The organism is Agrobacterium tumefaciens (assembly GCF_005221325.1).
Taxonomy (GTDB): Bacteria; Pseudomonadota; Alphaproteobacteria; order Rhizobiales; family Rhizobiaceae; genus Agrobacterium.
The window spans coordinates 578,260-604,030 of sequence record NZ_CP039888.1 but is presented as its reverse complement, the minus strand read 5'-3'; the positions used below and the strand labels follow the sequence as shown (position 1 = coordinate 604,030).

At 59.7% G+C, this 25,771-nt stretch carries 21 protein-coding genes and 2 tRNA genes; 13 read left to right on the top strand and 10 right to left on the bottom strand.

From position 1 onward, the window contains the following. Positions 1-2 precede the first annotated feature (2 nt). Positions 3-623 carry a transcriptional regulator BetI gene (gene betI / locus CFBP5499_RS03155; protein WP_080827432.1) on the bottom strand — a complete coding sequence of 207 codons (621 nt, stop codon included), beginning with the start codon at positions 621-623 and terminating at the stop codon, positions 3-5. A 369-nt stretch (positions 624-992) separates the two neighbouring features. On the opposite strand from betI, the gene CFBP5499_RS03150 reads away from it, so the two are divergent. The 3 genes from CFBP5499_RS03150 to CFBP5499_RS03140 all read left to right on the top strand — a co-directional run bounded on the left by CFBP5499_RS03150 (position 993) and on the right by CFBP5499_RS03140 (position 4,301). After that, complete coding sequence (locus CFBP5499_RS03150) at positions 993-1,229, top strand: ribbon-helix-helix domain-containing protein (RefSeq protein WP_080825651.1); 237 nt, start codon at positions 993-995, stop codon at positions 1,227-1,229. A 167-nt stretch (positions 1,230-1,396) separates the two neighbouring features. Then, complete coding sequence (locus CFBP5499_RS03145) at positions 1,397-3,199, top strand: GGDEF domain-containing protein (RefSeq protein WP_080825653.1); 1,803 nt, start codon at positions 1,397-1,399, stop codon at positions 3,197-3,199. Positions 3,200-3,287: 88 nt separating this feature from the next. Further along, a complete protein-coding gene (locus CFBP5499_RS03140; RefSeq protein WP_175416598.1) occupies positions 3,288-4,301 on the top strand; it encodes an NAD(P)H-quinone oxidoreductase in 1,014 nt (337 codons plus the stop codon). A gap of 489 nt (positions 4,302-4,790) precedes the next feature. Here CFBP5499_RS03140 and CFBP5499_RS03130 read toward each other — a convergent pair whose 3' ends face one another. The 5 genes from CFBP5499_RS03130 to CFBP5499_RS03110 form a co-directional block, all read right to left on the bottom strand. Then, positions 4,791-5,831: a sulfate/molybdate ABC transporter ATP-binding protein gene (locus CFBP5499_RS03130; protein WP_080825657.1), complete on the bottom strand. Its 1,041-nt coding sequence runs from the start codon at positions 5,829-5,831 to the stop codon at positions 4,791-4,793. An 11-nt stretch (positions 5,832-5,842) separates the two neighbouring features. Then, positions 5,843-6,715, bottom strand: a complete 873-nt coding sequence (gene cysW, locus CFBP5499_RS03125) for a sulfate ABC transporter permease subunit CysW (RefSeq protein ID WP_080825659.1) — start codon at positions 6,713-6,715, stop codon at positions 5,843-5,845. Beyond that, positions 6,708-7,565, bottom strand: coding sequence for a sulfate ABC transporter permease subunit CysT (cysT, locus tag CFBP5499_RS03120; RefSeq protein ID WP_080825663.1), 858 nt, complete (start codon positions 7,563-7,565; stop codon positions 6,708-6,710). Before cysT ends, cysW begins: the two co-directional genes overlap by 8 nt. A 194-nt stretch (positions 7,566-7,759) precedes the next feature. After that, a complete protein-coding gene (locus CFBP5499_RS03115) occupies positions 7,760-8,785 on the bottom strand; it encodes a sulfate ABC transporter substrate-binding protein (RefSeq protein WP_080825665.1) in 1,026 nt (341 codons plus the stop codon). A 245-nt stretch (positions 8,786-9,030) separates the two neighbouring features. Further along, complete coding sequence (locus CFBP5499_RS03110) at positions 9,031-9,471, bottom strand: RrF2 family transcriptional regulator (protein ID WP_080825667.1); 441 nt, start codon at positions 9,469-9,471, stop codon at positions 9,031-9,033. Positions 9,472-9,675: 204 nt separating this feature from the next. On the opposite strand from CFBP5499_RS03110, the gene CFBP5499_RS03105 reads away from it, so the two are divergent. The 3 genes from CFBP5499_RS03105 to cysN are packed head-to-tail and all read left to right on the top strand — an operon-like array spanning position 9,676 to position 12,921. Continuing rightward, positions 9,676-10,458 (top strand): phosphoadenylyl-sulfate reductase, encoded by a 783-nt coding sequence (locus CFBP5499_RS03105; RefSeq protein WP_175416597.1) that lies wholly within the window; start codon positions 9,676-9,678, stop codon positions 10,456-10,458. A 28-nt stretch (positions 10,459-10,486) separates the two neighbouring features. After that, the gene (cysD, locus tag CFBP5499_RS03100; protein ID WP_080825669.1) at positions 10,487-11,440 is read left to right on the top strand and encodes a sulfate adenylyltransferase subunit CysD; all 954 of its coding nucleotides are present in this window, start codon (positions 10,487-10,489) and stop codon (positions 11,438-11,440) included. Beyond that, positions 11,440-12,921 (top strand): sulfate adenylyltransferase subunit CysN, encoded by a 1,482-nt coding sequence (gene cysN / locus CFBP5499_RS03095; RefSeq protein ID WP_080825671.1) that lies wholly within the window; start codon positions 11,440-11,442, stop codon positions 12,919-12,921. The genes cysD and cysN overlap by 1 nt, the downstream gene beginning before the upstream one ends. Positions 12,922-13,649: 728 nt before the next feature. On the opposite strand, the gene CFBP5499_RS03085 is transcribed toward cysN, so the two are convergent. After that, positions 13,650-13,726: transfer RNA gene (locus CFBP5499_RS03085), tRNA-Pro, on the bottom strand. Between the two features lie 264 nt (positions 13,727-13,990). On the opposite strand from CFBP5499_RS03085, the gene CFBP5499_RS03080 reads away from it, so the two are divergent. The 3 genes from CFBP5499_RS03080 to CFBP5499_RS03065 all read left to right on the top strand — a co-directional run bounded on the left by CFBP5499_RS03080 (position 13,991) and on the right by CFBP5499_RS03065 (position 17,417). Next, on the top strand, positions 13,991-14,413 hold the full coding sequence (locus CFBP5499_RS03080) for a hypothetical protein (protein ID WP_006310261.1): 423 nt from the start codon (positions 13,991-13,993) through the stop codon (positions 14,411-14,413). Positions 14,414-14,801: 388 nt separating this feature from the next. Beyond that, entirely contained in the window at positions 14,802-16,535 is a 1,734-nt protein-coding gene (gene mqo / locus CFBP5499_RS03070; protein WP_175416596.1) for a malate dehydrogenase (quinone), read from the top strand. 231 nt (positions 16,536-16,766) lie between these two features. Then, positions 16,767-17,417 carry a hypothetical protein gene (locus CFBP5499_RS03065; RefSeq protein WP_080825673.1) on the top strand — a complete coding sequence of 217 codons (651 nt, stop codon included), beginning with the start codon at positions 16,767-16,769 and terminating at the stop codon, positions 17,415-17,417. A 140-nt stretch (positions 17,418-17,557) separates the two neighbouring features. Here the strand turns inward: CFBP5499_RS03065 and CFBP5499_RS03060 are convergent. Further along, positions 17,558-17,632, bottom strand: a tRNA-Gln gene (locus tag CFBP5499_RS03060). A gap of 203 nt (positions 17,633-17,835) precedes the next feature. On the opposite strand from CFBP5499_RS03060, the gene CFBP5499_RS03055 reads away from it, so the two are divergent. After that, positions 17,836-18,744, top strand: a complete 909-nt coding sequence (locus CFBP5499_RS03055) for an MBL fold metallo-hydrolase (protein WP_080827436.1) — start codon at positions 17,836-17,838, stop codon at positions 18,742-18,744. Positions 18,745-19,021: 277 nt separating this feature from the next. Here CFBP5499_RS03055 and CFBP5499_RS03050 read toward each other — a convergent pair whose 3' ends face one another. After that, entirely contained in the window at positions 19,022-19,942 is a 921-nt protein-coding gene (locus CFBP5499_RS03050; RefSeq protein WP_080825674.1) for a DUF1499 domain-containing protein, read from the bottom strand. A gap of 429 nt (positions 19,943-20,371) precedes the next feature. On the opposite strand from CFBP5499_RS03050, the gene CFBP5499_RS03040 reads away from it, so the two are divergent. From CFBP5499_RS03040 to CFBP5499_RS03030, 3 genes are all read left to right on the top strand, one after another. Beyond that, positions 20,372-21,736, top strand: a complete 1,365-nt coding sequence (locus CFBP5499_RS03040; protein ID WP_080825676.1) for a dicarboxylate/amino acid:cation symporter — start codon at positions 20,372-20,374, stop codon at positions 21,734-21,736. A gap of 152 nt (positions 21,737-21,888) precedes the next feature. Continuing rightward, positions 21,889-22,476 (top strand): demethoxyubiquinone hydroxylase family protein, encoded by a 588-nt coding sequence (locus CFBP5499_RS03035; RefSeq protein WP_080825677.1) that lies wholly within the window; start codon positions 21,889-21,891, stop codon positions 22,474-22,476. Between the two features lie 125 nt (positions 22,477-22,601). After that, positions 22,602-22,874, top strand: coding sequence for a hypothetical protein (locus CFBP5499_RS03030; RefSeq protein ID WP_080825678.1), 273 nt, complete (start codon positions 22,602-22,604; stop codon positions 22,872-22,874). On the opposite strand, the gene ppdK is transcribed toward CFBP5499_RS03030, so the two are convergent. Then, positions 22,852-25,578 carry a pyruvate, phosphate dikinase gene (gene ppdK / locus CFBP5499_RS03025; protein ID WP_080825680.1) on the bottom strand — a complete coding sequence of 909 codons (2,727 nt, stop codon included), beginning with the start codon at positions 25,576-25,578 and terminating at the stop codon, positions 22,852-22,854. The genes CFBP5499_RS03030 and ppdK overlap by 23 nt on opposite strands. Positions 25,579-25,771 lie beyond the last annotated feature (193 nt).

Below are 25,771 nucleotides of genomic sequence, written 5' to 3'. Positions count from 1 at the left end.
TCCTAGAGAATGCGGACGGACGGCTTCAGGCGCTGTCCATCGGGAAAAGATTTGAGCTGCATGTCGAAATAATCCTCGACGAGCGCCGGCGCGGAAGCGAGGCCAAGCGGGGCGGAACGCAGGCTGTGCCTGATATAAAGCCCGTCAATCAGCGCCGCCGCCCCTTCGGCGATGCGTGCGGCATCGTCGGGCGGGCAGAGCCGGTTGAGGCTCGCCATGAGATTGGAACGGAGACGGCGGGAATAAATGACCAGCAGGCGGCGTGTTTCTTCCGAACGCTGCGCCTCGACGTAAAAGGCAAGCCATGCCGCCACCGTTTCGGGCGTGAACTGGTCGCTCTGGAAGGAGACATGCACGATGGCGCTCAGCTTTTCACGCGGACCGGAGGCGCGGATCAGCGCCGCCACGGCATCACGCCTCAGATCACGCAGCAGGCTGCGAATTGTTTCCAGAAGCAATTGCTGCTTGCTGCCGAAATAATGATGCGCAAGCGCCGCCGACACGCCCGCTTCCCGGGCGATATCAGACATTGTCACATTCAGCGAACCATGGTGACCTATGGTGCGTAACGCCGCATCCACAAGCGCCTTGCGGCGCAGAGGCTCCATTCCGATCTTGGGCATAAGCGTCTCCTTGATGAAGCGCAAAATATTCTTGATTGATCGATCAATCAATAAAAAACGCGCCATTTCCTGTCGCGGATTTGCGATGGATCATATTTTTCGCCGTTGGATGGTGATAGTTTCACACGCACCGGCCAAACCGGCGAACCCGTGTTGCGGCCCGGATCACGGGGGAAAAACTAAACCGTGATATACTGCGAATTGGGAATAGGATGCGTTTCGTGCTACTATCGTCTTTGATACAAATTTCGTTGGAAGCGGCGCCAGACGAAAAACGATAAAAATGCCCGCCATAGACCACGACGGCACCCGATCCGTAAACCGGACATCGAAAGACCGTTCGCAGCGTTTAAAGAAGGGAGTGATATCATGCCAATGGTAACAGTATCGATTTCCCCGGAACAGGCAGCAAGGATGCGCGAAGCCGTGAACTGCGGAGCTTATGCTTCCGGCAGTGAGGTCGTTCGTGAGGCACTGCGCCTGTGGGCGGCCTCCACCGCGCATGGCACCAGAGCGGCTTCAAAACCAGCAGCGGATGCGGACCGGGAGCGGCTCAACGTCGCGGACCTTTACGCCGCGCACACCGGACACGCGCGAACGGCCTGACCCGCCGCGCAACAACCTTTAATATCCAAGGGGTTGTTATAAAAGGTTCACGAAAGCTTCACAGCGGTGAAAGCTTTTGTTGACCTGTGATCTGCAATTGTTTGCCCAAAAATAATGGGCGCCCAGGGATTAAAAACCGGGGCGTAAGAACATGAGCGGAGAGACATATGCAGGCCGTCGCGCTAGAGAACGATGTCATCAGGCGTTTTGCTTCCGGGCAGATGTTTCCGATGGCGAAGCTTGTGCTCGAAACAGCGTTCCAGCCGATTGTCGAGGCGACGACGGGCACGATTTTCGGTTATGAATCGCTGATGCGCGGTCATGACCGGCTTGGTTTTTCCAATCCGCTGGCGCTTCTCGACCAGGCCGCCGAGGATGGCGAGCTGAAGGCCTTCGAGCAGATGCTGGCAAGCCGGGCGCTCGCGAAATTTTCCACCCTGCCCGACTTCTCCTCCGCTACGCTTTTCCTCAATCTCGATGTGCGGCTCATTCCGCATGGCGATGCCATTCTCGACAAGCTCGTTGGCCACCTGGCACGTGCAGGCATTCCCGCCTCCTCCATTTGCTTTGAGCTTTCGGAACGTTTCGACAATACCAGCGTGCCGGAATTTACGTCGCTGATCGCCCGCATGCGCAAGGAAGGCTTCAAGCTGGCGATCGACGATTTCGGCGCTGGCCATGGTGAGATGAAGCTGCTCTGCGACTTCCCGCTGGATTACCTCAAGATCGACCGGCATTTCATCTCCGGTATCGACCATCTGCCACGCAAGCAGCATCTGGTGCGCAACATCGTCAACATCGCCCATGTTCTCGGCGTCAGGGTGATTGCCGAAGGCATCGAAACGGAAGCGGAATTCTTGGCCTGCCGCGAATTCGGCGTCGATCTGGTGCAGGGCTGGCTGATCGCCAAGCCGACGATCTTCACCAGCGAATTGCCCGAGAGTTTTCCGCATCTCAACCGCATGGGTGTGGCGCGGCGCAACAGCCAGACGCTGGACGAGATTCTGATCCGCCGGGAAATCGAGCGCCTTCCCACCGTGTTCGAACATGACAGCGTCGACAGCGTCTTCGAACTGTTCCGCAGAAACCCGCAGCAGGCCTTCTTCCCGGTTCTCAACGCCAATGGCGAACCGCGCGGCGTCATCAACGAATATCACCTCAAGGAATATATCTACCGGCCCTTTGGCCGCGACCTGCTCAAGAACAAAATCTATGAGCGCACCATTTCCCATTTCGTCGATCCCGCGCCGATCGTCGGCCTCGATGCGGATGCTGACCAGCTGATGAACATGTTCGCCAGCATGGGCGGCAGCGCCTGCATCATCCTGACCGAAAACATGCGTTATGCCGGCATCGTTTCGGCCGCCTCGCTCATCAAGGTCATCAATGAAAAACAGCTGAAGATGGCGCAGGACCAGAACCCACTGACGGCGCTGCCCGGCAACCGTGCCATTGGCGGCTTCATCGCCGATAGCTGCAGTGACGGCGACGAGACGCGCTTCTTCTGTTATTGCGACTTCGATAATTTCAAACCCTTCAACGACAAATACGGCTTCAACGCCGGCGACCACGCCATCACCCTGTTTTCGGCGCTGATGCGCCGCTACTTTTTCGCTGGCGATTGCTTCCTTGGCCATATTGGCGGCGACGACTTCTTCATTGGCGTGCGTGACTGGTCGGTGGAGGAACTGACAGAAATCCTCGAGCGGCTGCTCAGCGATTTTCATGACGACGTCGCCGGGCTCTATTCCGACGAAGACCGCGCCGCCGGATGCATGAAGGGCCAGGACCGCAACGGCAATGAACGCGACTTTGCGCTGCTGCGCTGCTCCATCGGCGTCCTCACTCTGCCGAAGGGGTCGATCATCGCCAATCCCGAGCGGATCGGCAGCGAGATTGCCGGCGTCAAGGCGGCCGCGAAGGAAAACGAAGGCGGTCTCGTCGTCAGGGTGTTCGGCGAGGCAAATTGACACCAGCGACAAACGGCCTCCTTCCCTCGAGCGCACATCTGACCTACATCTTCAGGTGACGCCGACAAGTGAGGAGTTGCCCCTGCCCATGTCCGATACCAAGCCCCTGCCCGAAACAATGCGCTTCATCGACCTTCCGTCCCATGGCGGCCCGGAAGTGATGCGCCCATCACAGGCGCCTTTACCGAAACCCGCCAAAGGCGAGATATTGGTGAAGGTTGAGGCAGCGGGGGTCAACCGTCCCGACGTTGCGCAGAGACAGGGCATCTATCCGCCGCCGAAGGGCGCAAGCCCGATCCTCGGGCTGGAAATCGCCGGCGAGGTGGTCGCGCTCGGTGAAGGCGTTGATGAGTTCAAGCCGGGCGACAAGGTCTGCGCGCTCGCCAATGGCGGCGGTTATGCGCAATATTGCGCCGTTCCCGCCGGGCAGGCCCTGCCCTTCCCCAAAGGCTATGATGCCGTCAAAGCCGCAGCACTGCCGGAAACCTTCTTCACCGTCTGGGCCAATCTCTTCCAGATGGCGGGCCTGACGGAGGGCGAGACCGTGCTCATCCACGGCGGGACCAGTGGCATCGGCACAACGGCGATCCAGCTTGCGAAAGCCTTTGGCGCGGAAGTTTATACAACGGCAAGCTCTGCGGAAAAGTGCGAGGCCTGCGTGAAGCTCGGCACCAAGCGCGCGATCAATTACCGCGAGGAGGATTTCGCCGAAGTCGTGAAATCCGAAACCGGCGGCAAGGGCGTCGACGTGGTTCTCGACATGATCGGTGCGGCCTATTTCGAAAAGAACCTTGCCGCACTCGCCAAGGATGGCTGCCTCTCCATCATCGCCTTTCTGGGTGGTGCCGTGGCCGAAAAGGTCGACCTGCGCCCGATCATGGTCAAACGCCTCACCGTCACGGGTTCCACCATGCGCCCCCGCACGGCAGACGAGAAGCGCGCCATCCGCGATGAGCTTGTCGAGCAGGTCTGGCCGCTTATCGAAAGCGGAAAAGTAGCGCCCGTGATCAACCGGGTGTTCACGCTGGACGAGGTCGTGGAGGCGCACCAGCTGATGGAAAGCAGCAATCATATCGGCAAGATCGTGATGAAGGTGTCGTGAGCATACCCCTTGCATTACTGACGAATCGTACTACCTTCTAGTTATGTTCAACGTATCGGAAGGAGGTGATCCAATGTCTAGTGAGATTTCGGTCTCTGGTGCAGGCAATGGAAAGGGTGTGTTTTCGACGGGGCAACCCTCGTTGTAAACCTCTTCTGCCTTCGGAACGTTGAGAAACAGTCCCGGGTCTGTAAACAGGACCAAACTCATGGAAGGGTCGCTTCGGCGGCCCTTTTCCGTTTCTGGGTGTTACTTGAACTGTTGGGGAAATTCGCGCCTCGAATGCCGGTGTGCAGGCTCGACGCTCGATAGTACTCGTGACACGTCCCTTCCGTCACGCCGGGCTTGACCCGGCATCCAGCCGGCGCGCGTCTGCGCGACGAGAGCAGCCTTTTCAGCCCAAGGACTTGGGCTGGGTGGATACCGGCTCGAGGCCGGTATGACGGAGAACTGAGGGCGACTGCAAGGCAGTCAGTCGCACCGCTATCCCTACTTCTTCCCGAAAACCTTCCACCGCGTCGGGCGGAACCGCAGTTCCGCGCCCACGGCGACAGCAGCGTTGAGCGGCACCTCGATTTCGAGGTGATAGGGCTCATGGCCGTTATTGGCGATGTCGATTTCGGCGATGCGCGTTCCCGCAAGGCGGCGACAGGTGGTGACCTTGCCGTAGAGCGCGTCCTTTGCGTCTGTCAGCGCCACGTCTTCCGGGCGGAAGAAGAGTTCGCCCTCGCCTGTACCGTTCTCATCGATACCGATACTTTCGCCCTGGAACAGCACATGGCCGTCGCGGATCGTCACCGGCAGGCTGGAGGATTCGCCGATGAAGGAGAAAACGAAGGGGGAGTTGGGCGTGTCGTAGACATCGTCAGCCGTGCCGACCTGTTCGATCTTGCCCTGGCTCATGACCACAACGCGGTCAGCCAGTTCCAACGCCTCTTCCTGATCATGGGTGACGAAGACGGTGGTGTGGCCGGTGCGGTCGTGGAATTCACGCAGCCAGCGGCGCAGCTCCTTGCGGACCTTGGCATCCAGCGCGCCGAAAGGTTCATCGAGAAGCAGCACCTTGGGCTCGATGGCGACGGCGCGGGCAAGCGCCACGCGCTGGCGCTGGCCGCCGGAAAGCTGGGTCGGATAGCGCTTTTCAAGCCCGGAGAGATGCACCATGTCGAGAAGTTCGGAGACGCGTTTGCGGATTTCCGCCTTCGGCGGGCGGCTGGCAGAAGGGCGCACCTTGAGGCCGAAGGCGATATTGTCGGCCACCGTCATATGACGGAACAGGGCGTAATGCTGGAACACGAAACCGACATTGCGCTCCTGCACCGTGCGGTGCGAGGCATCCTCGTCGCCGAAGAAAATCTGGCCCTGCGTCGGCTGTTCGAGGCCGGCGATCAGACGCAGCAGCGTCGTCTTGCCGGAACCGGAAGGACCGAGCAGCGCGATCAGCTCGCCGGAACGAATGTCGAGCGACACGTCGTTCAGCGCCGGAAATCGATCGAACTGCTTGGTGATGCCGGAAACTTTCACTTCCATGAATATGCCTTTCAATGCTTGCTGGCTGCGTTGCCCGCGCCAAAGCGTATTTCGAGAATGGTTTTGAGAACGAGCGTCACAAGCGCCAGACCGGCGAGCAGCGTTGCCACGGCGAAGGAGGCGCCGATATTGTACTCATTATAGAGTATCTCGACATGCAACGGCATGGTGTTGGTCTCACCGCGAATATGGCCCGAGACAACAGAGACCGCGCCGAATTCGCCCATGGCGCGGGCGTTGCAGAGCAGCACGCCGTAAAGCAGGCCCCATTTGATATTCGGCAGCGTGACATACCAGAAGGTCTGCCATCCGGAGGCGCCAAGCGAAATCGCCGCCTCCTCGTCGCCATTGCCCTGATCCTGCATCAGCGGGATCAGTTCGCGCGCGACGAAGGGAAAGGTGACGAAGATGGTGGCAAGCACGATACCCGGCACGGCGAAGAGGATTTCGATGCCGTAGCTCTTCAGCCATGGCCCAAGCACGCTGTGCGAGGAAAACAGGATGACATAAACCAGACCGGATATGACCGGCGAGATCGAGAACGGCAGGTCGATCAGGGTGATCAGGAACGCCTTGCCCTTGAACTCGAACTTCGCGATCGCCCAGGCGGCGGCAACCCCGAAAACCACGTTGAGCGGCACCGAGATAGCGGCGACAAGCAGCGTCAGGCGAATGGCAGAGAGCGCGTCCGGCTCGACGATGGCTTCCCAGAAGGACTCTGCGCCCTTGCGGAACGCTTCGAAGAAGACCGAGACGAGCGGCAGTACGAGAAAGGCCGCGAGAAACAGGAAGGCGACGGCGATCAGCGCCAGCCGGGCGGGAAGGCTTTCACTGGCGGGATCGCGAAACGGCCGGGGCGAGGTGCGGGAAGCGGTCTCAGACATAACCGTACCTCTTGCGGCTCCAGGCCTGAATGAGATTGATGAGGAACAGCATGGCGAAGGAGATGATCAGCATGATGGTGGCGATGCCGGTCGCGGCCGCGTAATTGAACTCCTCCAGCCGGATGACGATGAGGAGCGGCGCGATTTCCGAGACGTAAGGGATATTGCCGGCGATGAAGATGACCGAGCCATATTCGCCGACACCGCGCGCGAAGGCGAGCGCAAAGCCGGTGAGGATGGCCGGAGTGAGGCTCGGCAGCAGAACGCGGGTGATGGTCTGGAACCGGTTGGCGCCGAGCGTCGCTGCCACTTCCTCCACCTGCCGGTCGATCTCTTCCATGACCGGCTGCACGGTACGGACTACAAAGGGTAGACCGATGAAGATGAGCGCGATGACGATGCCGGTCGGGGTAAAGGCAATCTTGATGCCGAAGGGTTCGAACAGCGAACCGACCCAGCCGCGATTGGCATAAAGCGTGGTGAGCGCGATGCCTGCCACCGCCGTTGGCAGGGCGAAGGGCAGATCGACGATGGCATCAACGAAACGACGGCCGGGAAAGCGGTAACGCGTCAGAACCCAGGCGACGATGACGCCGAAAACCGCGTTGACCAGTGCGGCGAGGAAGGCCGTCCCAAAACTGACACGCAGCGCATTCAGCGTGCGGCTATCGGTGGCAATCGCAATGAAATCTGCAAAACCCAGTTTCGCCGTGGACCAGACAAGGCCGCCGAGCGGAATAAGAATGATGAGAAACAGATAGGTGACGGTGTAACCGAACGTCAGGCCGAAGCCGGGTATGACACTCGACTGCCGCCACTTCCACCTGTTTCCGGAAATATTATTGCTCATCAAGGCTCCGGATAATCTTTGTTTTTGTACATCTCCGGGACGAAAAACCGAGGTTGCCCGCCTAGAAATGCTTTCTGGGAGCCGGATTCCCCGGCGCTTATTATAAAGTATCGACCGGCACGGCGTCCGGTCGATCAGGTTCTGATTTCTGTTGTCCCGTGGACGGGGTGATTACGCGTCACCCCATCATCCGCTTACTTCGCGGGCTTGTAAATCTGGTCGAAGATGCCGCCGTCACCAAAATGTTCCGGCTGCGCCTTGGCCCAACCGCCAAACTGCGGGTCGTCGATGGTGACGAGCTTGATGTCAGGCAGCTGCTTCAGCAGGTCCTTGGAAACCACGGCTGGGTTGGATGGACGGTAGAAGTGCTTCGCCGCAATATTCTGGCCCTCGTCGGAATAGAGATATTGCAGGTAGGCTTCCGCCGCCTTGCGGGTGCCCTTGGCATCGACATTGGCGTCAACCACGGCGACCGGCGGCTCGGCAAGGATCGAGATCGGCGGCACGACGATATCGAAAGCGTCAGCACCGAATTCCTGGCCGGCCAGATAGGCTTCGTTTTCCCAGGCGAGCAGCACGTCGCCGATCTGGCGCTGTGCGAACGTCACCGTGGAGCCGCGGGCGCCAGTATCGAGAACGGGCGCGCGCTTATAGAGCTCGCCGACATAGGCCTTGATCTTGTCCTTGTCACCCTTGAACTCTTCGTTCGCCCAGGCCCAGGCCGCCAGATAATTCCAGCGCGCGCCGCCCGAGGTTTTCGGGTTCGGCGTCACGATCTGTACGTCGCCCTTCACCAGATCACCCCAGTTATGGATGCCTTTCGGGTTGCCCTTGCGCACCAGGAAGACGATTGTGGAGGTATAGGGTGAGGAATTGTGCGGCAGACGGGTGCGCCAATCCTTGTTGATCTTGCCGGAATTCTGGACGATGGCGTCGATGTCGCTCTGCAGCGCCAGCGTCACCACGTCCGCTTCCAGACCGTCGATAACCGAACGCGCCTGCTTGCCGGAGCCGCCATGCGACTGCTGGATGGTGACGTCTTCACCGGTATCGGCCTTCCACTTCTTGGCGAAGGCCTCGTTGAAATCCTTGTAGAGCTCACGGGTCGGATCGTAGGACACATTGAGCAGCTTGGTCTGCGCGGCGGCCGAGCCAGCGCCGCCAAGAGCCAATGAAAGGCTAAGAGCAATAACGCTCAAACCGGACAGAAGCTTGGACATCGGTATTCCCTCCTGATTGCGATGGCTTAACTCTACTGGTTGAGTAGTGTTGGTCAATGAGGCCGAATACGATCGAAAAAGTGTTTCCCTAGAGCGTTTCACCGGGCAACAAATACAGCGCAGCATAAGCCAAACACGCAACAAGCGTCGTGTAAAACTTTGCTGAATGCAAAACCGTTTCACATTTTTGACGATTTTTTGCGCCTGAGACGAAAAATATTACGGCGTTTTAGACGATTTTTTCGTCAGGCCGTCAAAAGCTCGGGCACATCAACACCGGCAACGGCATCGGCAACGGTGGTATTGAAAAGGATGTTGCGGGTGGCATCTGCCACGCGGGCGAAGACGTGGCGGATCTCGCATTGCTTCTCGCCATCGCAATCCTCGCAGCGGCGATAGGCGGTCTGTGACAGACAGGGCAAGGGAGCGAGAGGCCCATCGATGAGGCGCAGCACCTCGCCGAAGGTGATGTCGGTCGCCGGACGCGCCAGCAGATAACCGCCCTGCTTGCCACGCCGGCTTTCGACGATGCGTTCCTTCTTCATTTCGAGAAGAATCTGTTCCAGGAATTTTTTCGGAATGGCCTGTTCGCGAGCAATATCGGAAATTTGCACAGGACAGCCGCCGTCGGCCTTTGCCAGCGAAAGAAGCGCCCTTAGCGCATATTTTGCCTTCTGCGAAATCATCGTGAAACCAGTAGACCACAAGCCCGGATACCCGGCAATTCCGGCTTAGCGCAGAAGTTGTCACAATTCAAATCCAAGCTGCAAAGAAGGTGAACGGGCATCTTTTGCTCATACCACGCGCGCGAGAGGCATTTTTGCTCTCAAGTGCAGCGCACAAAGACTGTCATTTCTGTTCCACAGGCCTGATTTCAACAATAATCGGCCATGGAAATCCCGGACGTGACAATGACGATCAATTCAGCAAATGCCTCTGCCGATGCCGCCTCCCTCGATGCCACGCTTGCCGGGCTCGATCTGGCGGGTCGGCTTTCGTTTATCGCCGGCCTCGGCGGCCGTGCGGTTTTCACCACCAGCCTCGGTATAGAGGATCAGGTCATTACCGCCGCCATCGGCACGCATCGTCTGCCGATCGATGTCGTGACGCTGGAGACCGGCCGGCTGTTCAAGGAAACCGTCGATCTCATCGAGGAAACCGAAGAACGTTTCGGCATCGAAATCCGCCGGTTCCGGCCGGAACAGGACGATATCGACGCCTATGCCGCTAAATACGGTCTCAATGGCTTTTACGAAAGCATCGAGGCGCGTCACGCCTGCTGTCATGTCAGAAAGCTGATCCCACTCGGCAAGGCGCTGGAAGGTGCGGCCTTCTGGGTCACCGGCCTCAGGCGCGGCCAGTCGGGCAACCGCGCGACGACGCCTTTCGCCGAGTTCGACGCCGAGCGTAATCTCATCAAGATCAATGCTCTGGCGGACTGGGACATCGACCAGATCCAGGCTTATGTCGCCTCTGAAAACATCCCCGTCAATCCGTTGCATGCGCGTGGTTACCCCTCCATCGGCTGCGAGCCGTGTACGCGCGCCATCAAGCCCGGCGAGCCTGAGCGCGCCGGACGATGGTGGTGGGAAAACGACGAGAAGCGCGAATGCGGTCTTCACGTCGCCGGTGCGGAACAGACATCCGCCATTTCCGCCATCCCGCAACGATAATCATTCAGTACATCTCCCGGAGTTTACAATGTCCAACGCAGTCCACGAGACGGACAGCAAGAATACTGTCGCATCCAAGCCGCCGCTCGATCCCCATCTGAAGGCACTTGAAAACGAAGCTATTCATATCTTCCGCGAAGTCGCCGCCGAATTCGATAATCCTGTGATGCTCTATTCCATCGGCAAGGATTCGTCCGTGCTGCTGCATCTCGCGCGCAAGGCCTTCTTCCCCGGCCGCGTGCCCTTCCCGCTGCTGCACGTCAACACCGGCTGGAAGTTCAAGGAAATGATCGAATTCCGCGACAAGATCGTGAAGGAATATGACCTCGATCTCATTTCCTACACAAACCCGCGCGGCGCGAGCGAAAACGTGACGCCTTTCTCCCATGGATCGGCGCTTTACACCGACATCATGAAGACGGAAGCGCTGCGTCAGGCGCTGGACGCCGGCGGTTTCGACGCGGCCTTCGGCGGCGCACGCCGCGACGAGGAAGCAAGCCGCGCCAAGGAGCGCATCTATTCCTTCCGCACGCCCGACCATAAGTGGGACCCGCGCAACCAGCGCCCGGAACTGTGGAACATTTATAACGGCATGGTTCGCAAGGGCGAAAGCGTACGCGCCTTCCCGCTCTCAAACTGGACCGAAGTGGACATCTGGCGCTATATCGAAGCGGAAAACATTCCGCTGGTGCCGCTCTATTATGCCGCCGAGCGCCCTTACGTGGAACGCGACGGCATGATGATCCTTGCCGAGGACGAACGCCTTGAACTGCTGCCCGGTGAAGAGATCCAGCACGGCTCGATCCGCTTCCGCACGCTCGGCTGCTTCCCGCTGACGGGCGCGATCCGCTCCGAAGCGGCGACGCTTCAGGAAGTCATCGCCGAGCTGGAAATCGCCACCGTTTCCGAACGGCAGGGCCGCGCCATCGACCGCGATCAATCCGGCTCGATGGAGAAGAAGAAGCGCGAGGGCTATTTCTGATGAGTGCCGCTGCCACCAACAACGCCTCCACGGCCACCATTCTGCCCTTTGCCGAACATTCGAAGGCGACGCGCGACACGCGCCCGCTTCGTCTCATCACCTGCGGCAGCGTGGATGACGGCAAATCGACCCTGATCGGCCGTCTCCTCTGGGACACCAAGGCCGTCAAGGAAGACCAGGCCGCCACCCTGCACCGCGACAGCGGCAAGCAGAACGATCTCGGCCTGCCCGATTTCGCGCTGCTGCTCGACGGTTTGCAGGCCGAGCGCGAACAGGGCATCACCATCGATGTCGCCTATCGTTATTTCGCCACCGACCGACGCGCCTTCATCGTGGCCGATACGCCCGGCCATGAGCAATATACCCGTAACATGGCGACCGGCGCTTCCACCGCCGATCTCGCTGTGCTTTTGGTCGATGCGCGCACCGGCATTCTGGAACAGACGCGCCGCCACGCCACCATCGCGGCGCTGATGGGCATCCGGCAATTCGTGCTCGCCATCAACAAGATCGACCTGACGAACTACGACAAGGCCGGTTTCGAACTGATCGCCCACGAGTTCCGCGATTTCGCGTCCAACCTCGGCATCAAGCAGATCACCGCCATTCCGATGTCGGCGCTGAAGGGCGAAAACGTCGTGCTGTCTGGCAAGGCCTCCATGCCCTGGTATGAAGGCCCGACGCTGGTGGAGACGCTGGAGCTTGCCACCGTCCGCTCCACGCAATCTGGCGGCTTCCGCCTGCCCGTACAGCGCGTGTCGCGGCCGGGTGAAAGCTTCCGCGGGTATCAGGGCACGGTTGCCGGCGGTTCGGTGAAGCCGGGCGACAGCGTCGTCGTCCTGCCATCCGGCATGGTCGCCAATGTCAAACAGATCGTCACCTTCGATCTGGTACGCAATGCTGCTGTGGCGGGTGATGCCGTCACCCTCGTGCTCGACCGGCAGGTGGATGTTTCGCGCGGCGACATGATCGTTTCTATCGAGGCGCAGCCGCTCACGGGGCTTGCCTTCGATGCACAGATCGTTGCCCTGCAGCCGGGCGGCATCGAGGCCGGAAAACGCTATTGGCTCAAAAGCGGCAGCCGCCGCCAGCGCGTCAGCGTCCAGCCCGTCAGCCAGCTCAACCTCAGGGAAGGTGAATGGCAGGCGCATGAAACGTCGCTGCCGATGAATGCCATCGGCAAGGTGCGCCTCTCCTTCGACGAGACGGCGATCTTCGATCCCTATGAACAGAACCGGGCGACCGGCTCCTTCATCCTGATCGACCCTGACACCAACAACACGGTGGCGGGCGGCATGATATCGGCCAAGCGCAGCACGGGTGCTGCGGAGGAACAGGGCGACCGCGTCATCCTCTCGCTGCCTGCCGCTCTTGCGGAAAAGCTGCTGGCCGGTGAATTGCTCGCCAGGCACCGCGACGAGATCGACATCCGCCGCACGGATGCGGCGACAGCCTCGCGGCTCATCGGCGATCTCGACTGAAAATGCCTGCATGAACGACAAAAGGCGACCACGATGTGGTCGCCTTTTTTTGTTTGGGCCTGTCGTCAGATGCGACTTAAAATACGAACATATAAAGCAGAATGATCACGAAGATCGGGACGCCCAGAGCCCACAGTGCAATACCCTTCAGCATGTTATCCTCCATCGTTGTTGTGGGTAGATAACGGCTGAGAAAGCTTTCCGATCCATCAACCCCTGATTTTTACTGGTTGTTTCTCGGCCTTGGGTGAAGCCGTTTGTTCATTGACGTTCATGCGCAAAAGGCGAATTTGCACGCGGTCGCTCCGCCAAGTGACCCAATAGAGGCTCGTTGTTCGAGAGAACGACGGGCCTCTTTTTTGATCGCGATAAATTGATCATCACGATGCCCCGGAAATTCGGGGCCAAGGGCGGTGACGGGTAACTTCTTGGATTGTGGATCGGAATTGACGCTTTTAAGACGTCGGATGTCGCGCGTCCCCTGAAACAAGGCCGCGACATTGAGGCCTGGCGCTTGGCGGAGCGACGGGCCTCTTTCCTTTGGTGAAGGGTGGCGGCGTGTAGAGCAGCCAAAACGGGCTTGTTCGCATGTATGGCCGGATTTCCAGCTGCGGACGCACACGCGATCCAATCGGAAACGATTTCAAACCGTCCGGTTTCGGTACAACATTTTTGTCTGATGGATTTTCGGGATAATTTGCAAGCCACTGTTTTCGTTGGCTTTAAGCTGGTCGGAGTGAGAGGATTCGAACCTCCGACCCCGTCGTCCCGAACGACGTGCGCTACCAGACTGCGCTACACTCCGTGACCAGCAGCGCGTCTATAGACCAGCCCCCGGCATTCGACAAGCGGCTTATTGCATTTTTTATGACAAGTTTTTGCCGCCCGGTGAAACAGTCCCATCCAGCACCCGCAGAGTGGGGCGGAAGAGCGGAAAACGTTACAAAAAAGCAATTGTGGCAGGAAATTTTCATCAAGCCGCACACCTCCCCTGCCCCCCGCCGCCAAATCTGCTAGGGGAACGGAATGACCGGCGGGAAGCCGGACACGGCACAAAGGACATTTCACCATGCTATTTCGCAGCGTAACGCTCGCAGCGTTTGCCATTGCGCTCTCCGCCTGCACCACCTCCACCGGCGGTTCCGCCCCCACATTTGCCCAGAAGAGCCCGGTCGAGACCCGCTGGGTCGGCCAGTCCGCCGGCATTTTCTTCGCAAAATTCGGCCCGCCGCTGAGCGATACGGAAACCGGCAGCTCCACCGTCTACAACTGGCGCGGCGGCTACAAGAAGGCCACCATTCCGGCCAAGTTCGAAGAAGGCAAGGATGGCAAGAAGGGTCGCCAGATTTCGCCGGCCCGCAGCGCTTCTCTCTCCTGCACCGTGCAGCTGGTTGTTTCCAGCGACTACAAGATCACTGCCGTGCGCACGGTCTCCGACCGCCCCGGCGTCAACGGCCCGAGCTATTGCGCGGAATTTCTCGCCGCAAACTGAGCTTTCGGCCCTCAGACCGAACACAAACAAGGCCTGCCCGAAACGGCGGGCCTTTCACTTTTTTGGGATTATCGTCATTTTTCTGAAAAAATTTAACCCGCAACAACGCCGTATCAACCATCAGGGCTGGCAAAGTGCGGCCGGGCGATCTTTCCGCCATATCCGGCTGATAGAACCCTTTCAACCGTTTGAAAACATCGGCTAATCTTCGCCGTGCTGAAAATGACGATCCGCAAATATCCAAAATCCCCCAGCGCGACCATATGTCCCGGCCAATCTCTGCAAAAACGCTTGAACTGGAGTGAATTTGTCCGGGTTGTGCCGCTTTGCGCTTTGCTATAACGGGGCGATCGGGAGGAATGTTTTTAACACAAAACAAGAATCAGGTATGGCCGTGACTCCCATCGATCAAGACAAATCCCAGCTCACTGATCTCTCTGAGGAAACCACCCTTTCCCATGCATTTCCGTTGAACCGCCGACAGGTTCTGGGCGGTGCGCTCGCCGGGCTTGCCGCAGCAGCGCTGCCCTCCTCTCCGCTTCTCGCCAGCACAACCGCCAAGAAGGTCGATGTGCTTTTGATCGGCGGCGGCATCATGAGCGCGACGCTCGGCGTGTGGCTGCGCGAACTGGAGCCCACCTGGTCTATGCAGATTCTGGAGCGGCTGGATGGCGTGGCGCTTGAAAGCTCCAACGGCTGGAACAATGCCGGCACCGGCCATTCCGCGCTTGCCGAACTGAACTACACGCCGGAAGACGACAACGGCAACATCAAGATCAGCCAGGCGATCAACATCAACGAATCCTTCCAGATTTCCCGGCAGTTCTGGGCATGGCAGGTGCGCAACGGCGTTTTGAAGAACCCGCGCTCCTTCATCAACCACACGCCGCATATGAGCTTCGTCTGGGGTGACGAGAACGTCGCCTATCTGGAAAAGCGTTATCAGGCGCTAAAGGCCAGCCCGCTTTTCGCCGGCATGGAATTCTCCACCGATCCGGAGCAGATCAAGAAGTGGGTGCCGCTGATGATGGAAGGCCGCGATCCTTCCCAGAAGATCGGCGCCACCTGGTCGCCGCTCGGCACCGACATGGAATTCGGCGAAATCACCCGCCAATTCGTATCGCATCTGCAGAGCGACCAGAATTTCGACCTGCAGGTCAATAGCGAGGTCTCCGACATCCAGCGTAATGCCGATGGCAGCTGGCGCGTGACCTATACCAACACCAAGACCGATGCCGAACAGGTGGTGGACGCGAAATTCGTGTTCATCGGCGCCGGCGGCGGCGCGCTGCATCTGTTGCAGATGTCCGGCGTTCCCGAAGCCGATGACTATGCCGGCTTCCCGGTGGGCGGCTCGTTCCTCATCAACGAGAACCCCGACGTGACGATGCAGCATCTGGCCAAGGCCTATGGCAAGGCCTCGGTCGGCTCACCGCCCATGTCGGTGCCGCATCTGGACACGCGCGTGCTGGGCGGCAAGCGCGTCATCCTGTTCGGACCTTTCGCCACCTTCTCCACCAAGTTCCTGAAGGAAGGCTCCTATTTCGATCTCGTCTCCTCCGTTACAACCAGCAATGCCTGGCCGATGGTGCGCGTGGGCATCGATGAATATCCGTTGGTGGAATATCTCGCCGGCCAGCTGATGATGTCGGATGACGACCGTTTTGCCGCGCTGAAGGAATATTTCCCCAATGCCAAGCAGGGCGAATGGCGCCTGTGGCAGGCCGGCCAGCGCGTGCAGATCATCAAGCGCGACGAAGAAAAGGGCGGCGTACTGCGGCTCGGCACCGAAGTCGTCGCCGCGGGTGATGGCAGCATCGCCGGCCTGCTCGGCGCTTCGCCGGGTGCCTCGACCGCGGCTCCGATCATGCTCAGCGTTCTCGAAAAGGTCTTCAAGGACAAGGTGGCAACGCCGGAATGGCAGGCGAAGCTGCGCCAGATCGTGCCGAGCTATGGCACGAAGCTCAATGACGACCCGGAGAAAGTTCAGCAGGAATGGGCCTATACCGCCGAACACCTGCAACTGCCGACCCCGCCGCAGATCGATCTTGATGCGCTGAAGGGTGCCGGTGCGGCCCCTGCGGGGGCACCGGTGAAGAAGGTGCCGGATATCGCGCTTTAAGGTTTAGTTGCGATTTTTAGGATTGGACGCCGCGTGTCTTTGGATGCGCGGCGTTTTTTGTTGGAGGCGACTTCTCTGCCCGCGCGTCGTCTTCTGTCACCGTGCAAATTTTGAATCGGTTTTTGGGTGCCTTGCATCCGACAGCCACAGCCATATCACATTAGCAGCTTAGCTGATTTGACTATCTGCAGATTTATCTGTACAGATAGTAAACCATCTGGAGGAAACGCTATGACATTGCGAATGACGGCTACCGGCGTGCAAAAGCTAGCAGAAGGCATCTGGCGACTAGATATGCCGCCTCATCAGGTGAGGTTGCTGGGCAATCCCCCTAGTGCCACTGGCGAGCGCAGCATTTTATTGCTTCGCGAGGGAAAGTACGAACCCGCAACAGGCACGTTAGACTTTGATATCGGCGACGCCTCTGCGTTGAATGTAGGGACGCAGCAAGAAACTATCGTTCTGTTATCGACCGCCGAGGTTTCTTTAGTACGCCGCGAAATCGAGAAGCCTACCGATGGATACTCGATATCAATGCCTGCAGGCGATCGCGAGTTTTTGAATTTGGTCCATAGCGAATTGCCCGATTCAATGCAGAGAGCTGCTGCGCAATTGCTTGAAGGCGTTCGGAGTCGCTATCCGGGAGAGCTAAAGCGAGGTCTATCCCGTAACTTCAGCGAAACCCCGGATAACTTCTGGTACGTCATTGTGCAGCCCCGTGCGGAGGAACTGTCTATTACCGTTCGCGGCACAGTTGACCACTTTTCTCGCGTATCGAAGTTGGAGATCAAAGACGATCGAGGAAATACACGTTTCAAAGTGCGCGGTCCTGATGACGTCGAAGCTGCGCTTGAGCTAATTTTCCACGCTCGGCGTCGATAGTTTCCGAGGTGAAGTCGGAATCCCCTATCTCTGATTTGGGGTGAAAAGCGCGAGTGGTGCAGACATTTCAGCCAGAGCGATGACAATCAAGCCCATCATGCATGAGGCGAGTTGGACGGTTACCTGCAAAATGAAGAGTTTGGCTGGGGCGCCAGGATTCGAACCTGGGAATGCCGGTACCAAAAACCGGTGCCTTACCGCTTGGCGACGCCCCAACAGGGCAGCGAGAGCGAAACGCCGCTGCCTGAACCGCGCCTGATTAGCAAAGCCTGCCCGGCGCGGCAATGACCCGGCGACCAATTTTTTCACAAAACCCAAGCTTTTTGGGTGCCGGGCCGCAGGTGGCATGATAGGGCTTGGCGATTGTGCGGCGGGCGCCGTCGGCACGGGCGGCATGGCATTCATTCAGGAGGTCTCGATGGCGGACCCGGCATTCGATCTCGATTTCAAGCCAGCCTATGGCGAGGCGGTTCCTGTCGCCCCGCTCATCCAGCGCCTCACCGTCAACAACCCTTCCGCCTTTACCTTCCATGGCACCAACTCCTATATCGTCGGCGACCGCTCCGTTGCCGTCATCGATCCCGGCCCGGAGGATGAGGCGCATTTTCAGGCGCTGATGGCGGCGCTCGATGGCCGTGAGGTAACCCATATCTTCGTCAGCCACACCCATCGCGATCACTCACCGCTGGCGCGGCGGCTGAAGGAAGCGACCGGGGCGCTGACGGTGGCAGAAGGCCCGCACCGTGCCGCCCGGCCACTGCATGTGGGCGAGACCAATCCCTTTGCCGAAAGCTCCGATATGGCTTTCGCGCCCGACATTGCGCTGGACGACGGGCAGAGCCTTGCCGGCGATGGCTGGACGTTGACCGCGCTGCATACGCCGGGGCACACCGCCAACCACGCCGCCTTTGCGCTCGAGGGCAGCGGCATCGTCTTTTCCGCCGATCATGTGATGGCCTGGGCCACCACCATCGTCGCACCGCCTGATGGAGCGATGAGCGACTACATGGCCTCACTGGAGCGGCTGCTCGCCCGCGACGACCGTCTGTTTCTGCCCGGCCATGGCGGGCCGGTCACCGATCCTGCCGCCTTCATGCGCGGGCTTCGCGCCCACCGCCGCATGCGGGAAAAGGCGGTTCTGAAGCGTATCCGGGACGGCGACAGACGGATCGCCGATATGGTGAAGGTCATCTATGCCAGCACCGACAGGCGCCTGCATGGGGCGGCCGCACTTTCCGTGCTGGCGCATATCGAGGATCTGATCGAAAAGGGCGAAGTGCGGACGGATGGCGCGCCTTCACTGCTGGGCGAGTATTTTCCGGCCTGAGGGGGTTTTGACGCGCGGGATTTCAAGCCTTGCTGCCGCATAGTCCATCGCTGCCTTATTGACGGAGTGAGCGTCTGCCGCTTGTTTCTTCTCCCCGAGGGGGAGAAGTCCGCGGCAGCGGGATGAGGGGGAACGGCCAGCGATATGCGGAGAGGGCGCCCCCTCATCCGGCCCTTCGGGCCACCTTCTCCCCCTCGGGGAGAAGAAACAAGCGGCGAAGTCGCAATCAAATCACCCCGAAGCGGAGCGCGCCGTCCAGCCTTCAGGCGTCAACGCCTCAATTGTCGTTCAGACCCTGCATTTCCGCATCCAGCGTATCGAGATAGGCCTCGGCAATCGCAGCACCCATGCCGAGATCATGCGGGCCGTAGCGGGAGGCGACGCGCACATCGACGATGGTGGTTTCCGCCTCTTCCTTCAGGCGGATGAGGATATCGAAACGCAGGCCCCAGATGCGGGTGCGGGTTTCGCCCTGCATCAGCACCACACCGCTGCCGTTGAAGAAAGTGGGCTGTGGCGCGTCGGACGGGCGGGCCATGGGCACGGGCACGATGGAGGGCAGGTCTTCCACCGGCGCATCTTCCGCGGGCTGCGTCCTGTCCTGTGGCGGCACGCCGATGGTTGGGGCATCTTCCGCGCCGATCACACCCTTCGTATGGGTAATGCGGATGGACTGGGCAGTCGCCATTTTTTTGGCGGCGGCATAGATGCGGTCGATCGCGCCCTCATAACGACGGCCGGCAAGGCTGGCATAGGCTTCCGCCTGCTCATCGCGATCCGCCTTGGTAAGGGTCGCGGGTCGCACCAGCCATTGCTGGTTGGCGGCGGGTGTCGCGAGCCATTCCGGCACGTCGGTCAGATCGGTGGAGATGTCGTAAATCTTCGGCTGCTGCCAATAAAGATATGCGCCGTAACCGACGACGCCGAGCGGCAGCGCCGAGAGAAGCAGCGCGGCCAGTGCCGAAAGCCCGCCACGCGCGCCCGTCGTCCACAGCCGCTCCAGGCCGATCAGCGCCAGAAGCACGGCCGCGAGAGCGATACCGGCGGCAATGATGAGCAGCCCGACGAGATCAGGCGTCGTCAACGGCCCGAAACGGTGGATGCCGGCGGCGATGAGAAAAAGCGCCAGCGCCGCAAGACCCAGATAACGGGAAAGATAGGCTGCAACCGAAAAAGGCCGGACGAAACGCACAGTCATGGAAGCGGATATCCGTTAGATCGCATTGGCTAAAAAGCGTTGCACCCGAATTCTGGCAGGGAATCACCTGCATATGATGTCATAGACCGGATTTGCGGCGAGGAAAACAAAGGAGGGGTTTGATCCTTGAATTCCGGCCGATCCCCACCGCCAACGCCATGCCGGATCAGGCCCACTCCTTTCTGGTTTTAAATGTCCAGACAGGCTGTCTCAGCACCATAACTCTCTCTGGATGAAACTGATCATCGAAAATGCGGAATATTTTTCCGCAAACCGAGCCCTCAATGGAATAATTCCGCCACAATGCAACAAATACGCAAGTCCATCCCTTAATTGCTGAGGAAATCGGCGTATCCTCGGCGATCTCCCTCGAGAATGCGTGTAAAAAGTGCAACATTCTCGTTTTCTTGCACAATAAAGAGACATGTCATGTCACAGGCAACGACGTCCGCCCGCCCTTCCGGGCCCAAACCCTTTTATCGCAATTTCGGCTTCCAGGTTCTAAGCGCCATGGTCATCGGCCTGCTGCTGGGCCTCCTTGCGCGCAACATCGGCCCCGATGCCGCCGGCAGCCCCAACTGGCTTTCGGTGACGCTGCAGACCATCGGCAGCATTTTCGTGCAGCTTTTGCGCGCGCTCGTGCCGCCGCTGATCTTTACGGCCATCGTCGCTTCCATCGCCAATCTCAAGAACCTTTCCAACGCGGCAAAGCTCGTCTGGCAGACACTTCTGTGGTTCGCCATCACCGCGCTGATCGCCGTTGTCATCGGCATCGTGCTCGGCCTCGTCATTCAGCCGGGCGTCAACACGGCGATTGCCAATACGGCAGCGGCAGCGCCTTCCTCCACCGGTTCGTGGCTGGATTTCCTGAAGGGTCTCGTCCCGGCCAACGTGTTTGGCCTTGAGGCGTCTACCAAAATCACCAACGGTTCCGGCAGCACCTCGCTGAACTTTAACGTTCTGCAGCTACTCGTCGTATCGATTGCCTTTGGTGTCGCGGCCCTGAAGGCCGGCAAGGCGGCGGAGCCATTCCTCGCCTTCAACCAGTCGCTGCTTACCATCGTGCGTAAAATCCTGTGGTGGGTCATCCGCCTCACCCCCATCGGCACCATCGGCCTGCTCGGCCGCGCGGTTGACCAATATGGCTGGACGACGCTGTCGCAGCTCGGCTGGTATGCGGCGGCGGTTTATATCGGTCTGGCGCTGGTGCTCTTCGTGGTCTATCCGGCGCTGCTTCTCGCCCATGGCCTGAAGCCGTCGCGGTTCTTCGCGGGCGCTTGGCCGGCCATCCAGCTCGCCTTCGTCTCGCGCTCCTCCATCGGCACGCTGCCCGTCACCGAAACCGTGACGGAAAAGAGCCTTGGCGTGCCGCGCGAATATGCCGCCTTCTCCGTGCCGCTCGGCGCCACCACCAAGATGGATGGCTGCGCCGCGATCTATCCGGCAATCTCGGCGATCTTCATCGCGCAGTTCTTCCAGGTGCCGCTCGGCATTCAGGAATATGTGCTGATCGTCTTCGTCTCCGTGCTCGGTTCCGCTGCGACCGCCGGCCTGACGGGTGCTGTGGTGATGCTGACGCTGACGCTCTCCACGCTCGGCCTGCCGCTTGAAGGCGTGGGACTGCTGCTCGCCATCGATCCGATCCTCGACATGGGCCGCACGGCGGTCAACGTCGCCGGCCAGGCGCTGGTGCCCACCATCGTCGCCAAGCGCGAAGGCATTCTCAATGAGGCCGTTTATAACAACGCCAAGGACATCGACGCGCTCGATGACCGGGAGGTAGCGGCGGCCTGACAGCGATAATCGTGGGGCGTTTCCAGTGAAAAGGAGACGCCCTAGCGAACATGACTTTCCACCGAGATGGGGTTTTCCCCGAACAAGAACCGACTTATCAATGGTGGTGACAACCGCTCGGCTGACTGGAACGCGCTTTGGTATTGCTTCGAATGCTTGTCAGTTCCGGTAAACGCGACCAAGCTCTTACCGTTCGGCGTATTCTCAAGGTCAATCACGCTGGTGAGTTTGGCGCTATTCGTATCTACGGAGCACAGATATGGGTGGCCCGCCGGCTGTTCCCGGACATCGTGCCCGCTCTTCAAGAGATGCGGGACGACGAGATCGATCATTGCCGCCTGTTCCGAGAAGCCATGCCAGCCAGAAACGCAAGACCTTGTCGCGTCATGGCGTTTTGGAGCCTCGGAGGTTTCCTGCTCGGGTTCCTGACCGCGCTCGGTGGACGCAACATGGTCTGGATTTGCACCGAAGCCGTGGAAAGCACCGTTCACCGCCATCTGGAAGATCAATTGGCCTTCCTGCAAACAAGAGATCCCGAGCTTCACAAGCTTATCGCCTCAATTCAGGAGCAGGAATTGGCGCATTTACAGGAAGCCGAGAAAAACCAGACGACACGCGGCTTGGGTCACAGGCTTCTTCTGCCGATTATCGGCTTTCTTACCGACCTGATGATCTGGCTCTCGACATGGGGGGATTCGAGCTGGATGCGCGCTGAAATGGCGAGTTCCCGGCTGGCTTGACGACGGATACCTTCTTGTACCAAACGCAACTTTCCATCCCGATGCGGCTTTTCCCCAGATGCAAACAGGCGTATCAATCGCGGCAATAAAAGTGCCGTACGGCTGTCATATCAGGGAGAAACAAGATGCGTGTTTCCATCGTCCTCGGCTCGCTTGCCGCCCTCATGGCGCTCACCGCCTGCCAGACGCTGACGCCGGAAGAGCGGCGGGCGCGGGATGAGGCGACATGCCGGGGGTATGGTTTCCGCCCCGGCACCGACCCGATGGCGGGCTGCCTTCTCGATCTGGAAATGGACCGCCGCGCCGACAACCGCGCCTGGCAGGCGCAGATGAACCGCGACATGTTCTATAGGCCCGTTGTCGTCGAGCGTCAGATCATCGTCCGACAGAACCCCTGACGGGAATGAAGGCGACGTTGCTTTGGGTTTCCCCCTGCTTTGCCTTTGCAGCCAGCGTCGCCTGCGCCGCCGCAAGCCGGGCGATGGGCACGCGGAACGGTGAGCAGGACACGTAATCGAGATCCGCATCCTCGCAGAAATGGATCGAGGCCGGATCGCCCCCATGTTCGCCGCAGATGCCGAGCTTCAGTTCCGGCCGTGTCTGGCGGCCGCGTTCGGCGGCGATGCGGATCAGTTCGCCCACACCATCGAAATCGAGGGAGATGAACGGGTCGCGTTCGATGATGCCCTTGCGCTGATAGGTATTGATGAAACGCGCCGCATCGTCACGCGAAATACCAAACGTCGTCTGCGTCAGGTCGTTGGTGCCGAAGGAGAAGAACTCCGCCGCTTCCGCGATGACATGAGCGCGCAGAGCCGCTCGCGGCAGCTCGATCATGGTGCCGGTGAGATATTCGATCTCCATGCCGGTTTCCTGCGCCACGGCTGCGGCGACACCATCGATGACCTCAGTGACGTAATCCAGCTCCGAGCGCAGGCCGACCAGCGGCACCATGATTTCAGGCACAACAGGTGCGCCGGTGATGCGGGCCGCCTCAACGGCGGCTTCAAAAATGGCGCGTGCCTGCATTTCGGCGATCTCGGGATAAGAAATGGCGAGACGGCAGCCGCGATGGCCGAGCATGGGGTTAAATTCGTGCAGCGCATCCAGCCGCTGGCGGAACACGGTCTGCGGCATGCCCATGGCGGCCGCCACCTCGACGATCTCGCCATCGGTCTTCGGCAGGAATTCGTGTAGTGGTGGATCGAGCAGGCGGATGGTTACCGGCAGGCCGTGCATGATCTGGAACAGTTCGGTGAAATCCGAACGCTGCATCGGCAAAAGCTCGTCCAGCGCGGCGCGCCTGCCCTTTTCGCTTTCGGCAAGGATCATCTCACGCATCACATGGATACGGTCGCCCTCGAAGAACATATGTTCGGTGCGGCAGAGGCCAATGCCTTCCGCACCGAAGGCGCGGGCGGCACGGGCATCGGCCGGCGTATCGGCATTGGTGCGCACGGTCATCCTGCGCAGACCGTCGGCCCACTCCATCAGCTTGCCGAAATCGCCTGACAGTTCCGGCTGCGTCATCGGCACCTCGCCCTTCAGCACCCGGCCGGAAGAGCCATCGATGGTGATGACATCGCCGCGCTTCAGCATACAGCCGACGCCGATCAGCACCTTGTTGCGCATGTCGACCCGCATGGAGCCGGCACCGGTGACGCAGGGAATGCCCATACCGCGCGCCACCACGGCGGCGTGGCTGGTCATGCCGCCGCGCGTCGTCAGAATGCCTTCTGCGGCATGCATGCCGTGAATATCTTCCGGGCTGGTTTCAATGCGCACCAGAATGACGCGACGCCCCTCGGCCTCGGCGGCGACAGCCTCTTCCGAGGTAAAGACGATCTCGCCCGTCGCCGCCCCCGGAGAGGCCGGCAGGCCGGAGCCGATGATGGGGCGGGAAATGCCGGGATCAATGGTCGGATGCAGCAGCTGGTCGAGTGATGAGGGCTCGATGCGGCAGACGGCTTCTTCCTGCGAAATCAGCCCGGCTTCCACCATATCGACGGCGATCTTCATCGCGGCGCGGGTGGTGCGCTTGCCGGAACGGGTCTGTAACATCCAGAGCTTGCCGCGCTCGATGGTGAATTCCAGATCCTGCATATCACGGTAATGCGTTTCCAGCCGTTTGCAGATCGCCAGAAATTCGGAAAACGCCTCCGGCATCAGCTTTTCCATCGAAGGCTTGTCGGAGCCGGACGCCAGCCTTGCGGCCTCGGTGATGGATTGCGGCGTGCGGATGCCCGCCACCACGTCTTCCCCTTGCGCATTGACGAGGAATTCGCCGTAAAGCTCCGCCTCACCGGTCGAGGGATTGCGGGTGAAGGCGACGCCGGTTGCCGAGGACGAGCCGAGATTGCCGAAGACCATGGCCTGCACATTGACCGCAGTACCCCAGTCACCCGGAATATTGTGCAGATGCCGGTAGGTCACGGCGCGATGATTGGTCCAGCTGGCGAAAACGGCGCCGATCGCGCCCCAGAGCTGGACATGACAATCCTGCGGGAAGGCTTCGCCGAGCTCGTCCTCGATCAGCTTCTTGTAAAGCGAAACGACGTGCTGCCATTCGACCGCCGACATGTCGGTATCGTATTCATGGCCGAGCCGGCCTTTCTCATCTTCGAGAATTTCCTCGAACATTTCATGATCGAGGCCCATGACGACATCGCCATACATTTGGATGAAACGGCGGTAGCTGTCCCAGGCAAAACGGGCATCACCCGCATCATGGCCCAGCGCCTCGACCGTGCGGTCGTTGAGACCGAGGTTGAGGACGGTGTCCATCATGCCGGGCATGGAGGCGCGGGCGCCGGAGCGGACGGAAAGAAGCAGCGGCGACTGGCTGCCGCCGAAGGTCTTGCCGGTGACGATCTCCATGCCGTGCAGGCCAGCCATGACCTGCAACTTCAGGTCTTCGGGAAGATCGCGGCCATTCTTGTGATAAAGCGCGCAGGCATCGGTAATGATGGTGAGGCCGGGGGGAACGGGTAGGCCGAGACTTGCCATTTCGGCAAGGTTCGCGCCCTTGCCGCCCAATATAGCAACGTCACCTGCCCTGCCTTCGGCAGCACCATTGCCGAAGGTATAAACCCACTTTTTCATTCCACGCTCTCCACCCAGAAGCGTTGTCATTTTTCTATCATCTACAGCATTGCCAGCATGTTGGGAACGCCGCAACGTGCAGTTTACATCGCAGTGCAGCATAATTGCGGCGAATTGCGCGCAAGAATTGCCGCAAAGGCCAAATACGGCATGATTGACGCATTCGTGTAGTGCGCTGAAACGGAGTGTTGCC